At 52.9% G+C, this 3,133-nt stretch carries 4 protein-coding genes and 1 pseudogene; 1 reads left to right on the top strand and 4 read right to left on the bottom strand.

The window, feature by feature from the left end; all coding sequences use genetic code 11:
• On the bottom strand, nucleotides 1-456 hold a 456-nt coding region (locus tag ACVBEF_RS20935), incomplete at its 3' end, for an SDR family NAD(P)-dependent oxidoreductase (protein WP_447125828.1).
• A gap of 121 nt (nucleotides 457-577) precedes the next feature.
• On the opposite strand from ACVBEF_RS20935, the gene ACVBEF_RS20930 reads away from it, so the two are divergent.
• Nucleotides 578-1,504 (top strand): LysR substrate-binding domain-containing protein, encoded by a 927-nt coding sequence (locus ACVBEF_RS20930; RefSeq protein WP_447125827.1) that lies wholly within the window; start codon nucleotides 578-580, stop codon nucleotides 1,502-1,504.
• On the opposite strand, the gene ACVBEF_RS20925 is transcribed toward ACVBEF_RS20930, so the two are convergent.
• From ACVBEF_RS20925 to ACVBEF_RS20915, 3 genes and pseudogenes are all read right to left on the bottom strand, one after another.
• The gene (locus ACVBEF_RS20925; protein ID WP_447125826.1) at nucleotides 1,486-1,866 is read right to left on the bottom strand and encodes a nuclear transport factor 2 family protein; all 381 of its coding nucleotides are present in this window, start codon (nucleotides 1,864-1,866) and stop codon (nucleotides 1,486-1,488) included. The genes ACVBEF_RS20930 and ACVBEF_RS20925 overlap by 19 nt on opposite strands.
• Nucleotides 1,863-2,600, bottom strand: a complete 738-nt coding sequence (locus ACVBEF_RS20920; RefSeq protein ID WP_447125825.1) for a metallophosphoesterase family protein — start codon at nucleotides 2,598-2,600, stop codon at nucleotides 1,863-1,865. The genes ACVBEF_RS20925 and ACVBEF_RS20920 overlap by 4 nt, the downstream gene beginning before the upstream one ends.
• Nucleotides 2,601-2,849: 249 nt before the next feature.
• Nucleotides 2,850-3,059 (bottom strand): annotated as a pseudogene (locus ACVBEF_RS20915) (GNAT family N-acetyltransferase); the annotation flags it as partial.
• Nucleotides 3,060-3,133 lie beyond the last annotated feature (74 nt).

Raw genomic sequence — 3,133 nt, 5'->3', positions numbered from 1 at the left:
TCTCCGACTCAGTAGTTCTATGCCGAGTACCACGGACAAGCACGAATCGATTAAAGGCAGCAGTTTTTGCGTCAAGAAAAACGGACCCTTCAAATGAATGTTGAAAAGGGTATCGAACGCTTCTTCGGTCGTCTCCGTAATATCTGCGTGCAGACCAATCCCGGCGTTGTTGACGAGGTAGTCAAAGCGATCACGCTGCCATGTGTCGGCAAGTCGTGTTTTTACCGCGTCTGCAAATACGGGGAAGTTTTTGCTGTCGGCGACATCGAGTTGTATGGCGACGGCCCGGCGACCTAGCGCCGCAATTTGTTGGACGACGGCGTGCGCCTCGGCTGCATTGCTGTTGAATGTGAGGATAACGTCAACGCCGCGTTCGGCAAGTTTTAGCGCCGTGCTGCGTCCGAGACCGCGATTGGCACCGGTGATCAGAGCGATGGGGGTTGTGTGCGTCGTCATGGGTAAATCCTTGAGTGAATGTGATGGGTGAACTTTAATCATTTTCTGACGGACGATAAAGTCCCATAAACTGGCTACACTGTTCTTTTAAACAGAACAATCAATAGGACTTACAAATGTGATGAATCTCGAAGAACTCCGCATCTTTTCCCGAGTCGCTGACTTGGCTAGCTTTAGCCGCGCCGCAGAACAACTAGGGCTGGCTAAGGGGCACGTATCGACATCGGTGCAACAACTTGAAGCACGTCTGGGCACGCGCCTGCTGCAACGCACTACGCGTAGCGTGCGCCTGACACAAGACGGTAAACGTTTTCTTGGGCGCTGCAAGGAGTTGCTGGCCGAAGCTGAACTATTACAGGCCATGTTTCAGCCCGCCGCAAGCGGGTTGACCGGACGGCTCAGAATCGACCTGCCTAATATCATCGCGCGCGATGTCATCATTCCGCGTCTGCCTGAATTCCTGAGCGCACACCCCTTGCTCGAAGTCGGCATCAGCACCACCGACCGCCGTGTCGATCTGGTCCACGAAGGATTCGACTGCATTTTGCGGATAGGAGCGCTGGAAAACTCTGAGCTCGTTGCCCGGTCTCTGGGGGCCATGCAGATGTCCAACGCCGCCAGTCCTGCTTATCTGCGCGAGCACGGTACACCCCAAACCCTCGCCGATCTGGCCTGGCACCGCGTGGTCCACTACACGCCGAAACTCACCTCGAACGAAGCCGGATGGGAATATTTTGACCGAGCCGACGACGCCTACAAGACGCAGCCGATGCAGGCTGCGGTGACGGTGAACGGTACTGATGCGTATCAGGCCGCGGCACTGGCTGGCTTGGGCCTTATTCAGGCCCCGACGCTGGGGATGCAGAGATTGCTTGATCAAGGAGCGCTGGTGCTGGTGTTACCCGAGCATACGGCCTGTCCGATGCCGGTTTCATTGCTGTACGCCAACCGGCGTCAACTTGCACCGCGGGTCCAGGTTGTGATGACCTGGTTGACCGCGCTTCTGACGCCTTATCTGATTGCGTCTGCTCAATCCTCGACTTTGTGACACACCGCTTCGATCCGATTGCCGATGGCAAACGATGCTCGTTGAATTTTTCCGTGCACAATTTCGTAAATACACAGCATTTCAAGCGTGCCGATACCTTCTGGAAAATTGCGAGTAATGCTTTCCGAATCGGTGACGATATTGCCGACCACGATGCGTGAAAGCAGGCGTGCGTGTAGATCAGGTTCAGCGAATCGGGCAAGGAAGCGCGAACGAAGTTCTGCGTGTCCCTGCGCAATGCATTCTCCATGCAGCGTGAATTGTTCGGCGTCCTTTGCATAGGTCAGCATCAGGGCATCGATGTCTTTAGCGTTATAGGCGTCAAGCTGCGCCTGAACGACGGCGAGCGGTGAATTCATCATGATGTGTACAGTCCTGTTTTAAGTGGAATTACCCAATCGGATCGACCATTAGCTTCAGCCATGACTGCTGCCGTCTCCCAGTCATAACCTACAGAAATGTTTTTGGATGCCCAATTGCCTTTTTCGTTGGTAACAATCGCATATTTTGCATGCGGGGTTCCAGTCGCCATCACATGGAAAAATGGATGGTCGTCGTAATAGGCTTGTAGCCCGACACTTCCTGGATTAACGATTAAACGTCCATCATCAAGACGTACGGATCTCGGTAAATGGGTATGTCCGCAAAGGATAAGAGACGCATTGGCAGAGCCGGCGCGGGAAATAATTTCTGCCATCGTTGCTGGCCTGCATCCACTTTCGGTGACTGTTTCTAAAAAGTATTCCAGATCGCTAGTCGGTGTGCCATGCACCAAAAGCACATCATCAAAGGTGAGTGATGTCGGTAATGCGGCTATCCACTGGCGTTGGTCGGGGCGTATCGTTTCATATGCATAAAGGTCGGATGGCCCCATCCGACTCAGATCACCCGAGAGTACCTGCCGCTCGTGATTGCCTTTAATCGTCGGGAAATTGAGCGCCATCAATCTATCCGCAGTTTCGCAAGGCTGCAATGCCCCCGATAAAATATCGCCGAGGTTGACAATCAGATCGACACCACGCATTTGAATATCAGCAAGCACGGCTTCGAGTGCGGCAAGATTGCCGTGGATGTCAGAGATGACGGCGATTTTCATAGGTTTATTTCTAGCAGCCTGTCGGACTTGCGGAATCGAAGCGAAAAATGTGCTGGGCGAGGACAGATTCTGCCAGATTCGCAGCGCCAATAGCGCGCTATTGGTCAAGAAACTGGTGAACTATGGACCGTCCAGCACATTTTGCAGCCGATTACTCGTAAGTCCGACAGGCTGCCAGGTCTGATTCGAGTAATTTCAGTGCTATCAGAGTGTTGTGATGGGGAGTGATTAACATTCGACCTTTGCGGACTAAACATGAAGCTCAAAGGCGTAGCTGGCGTTGGATTTCTTGTAGCCACGGGATACATAAAAAAGATGTGCCGCTTCTCTGTGGACGCCTGAGCGAAGACGGACTCGCGTGTAGCCGCGACTAATGGCCCATAGCTCTGACTTGCGGATAAGTTTTGTACCCGATCCCTTGCGCTGGTAACCTGGTGCAACTACAAGTCCCCCTATTTCTGCATAGCCCTCGGTTTCCTGTTATTCGTCACCTACGGCGCATGTTTCGGCGTAGAAATTTTTATTCACAACAT

The organism is Glaciimonas sp. GG7 (assembly GCF_052976905.1).
This window is presented reverse-complemented; position numbering and strand designations above follow the sequence as displayed.

Excerpts from the sequence above, each read along its gene's own strand:
- ACVBEF_RS20925 (WP_447125826.1), bottom strand. The coding sequence starts at position 1,866 with ATGATGAATTCACCGCTCGCCGTCGTTCAGGCGCAGCTTGACGCCTAT.
- ACVBEF_RS20920 (WP_447125825.1), bottom strand. The coding sequence starts at position 2,600 with ATGAAAATCGCCGTCATCTCTGACATCCACGGCAATCTTGCCGCACTC.
- ACVBEF_RS20930 (WP_447125827.1), top strand. The coding sequence starts at position 578 with ATGAATCTCGAAGAACTCCGCATCTTTTCCCGAGTCGCTGACTTGGCT.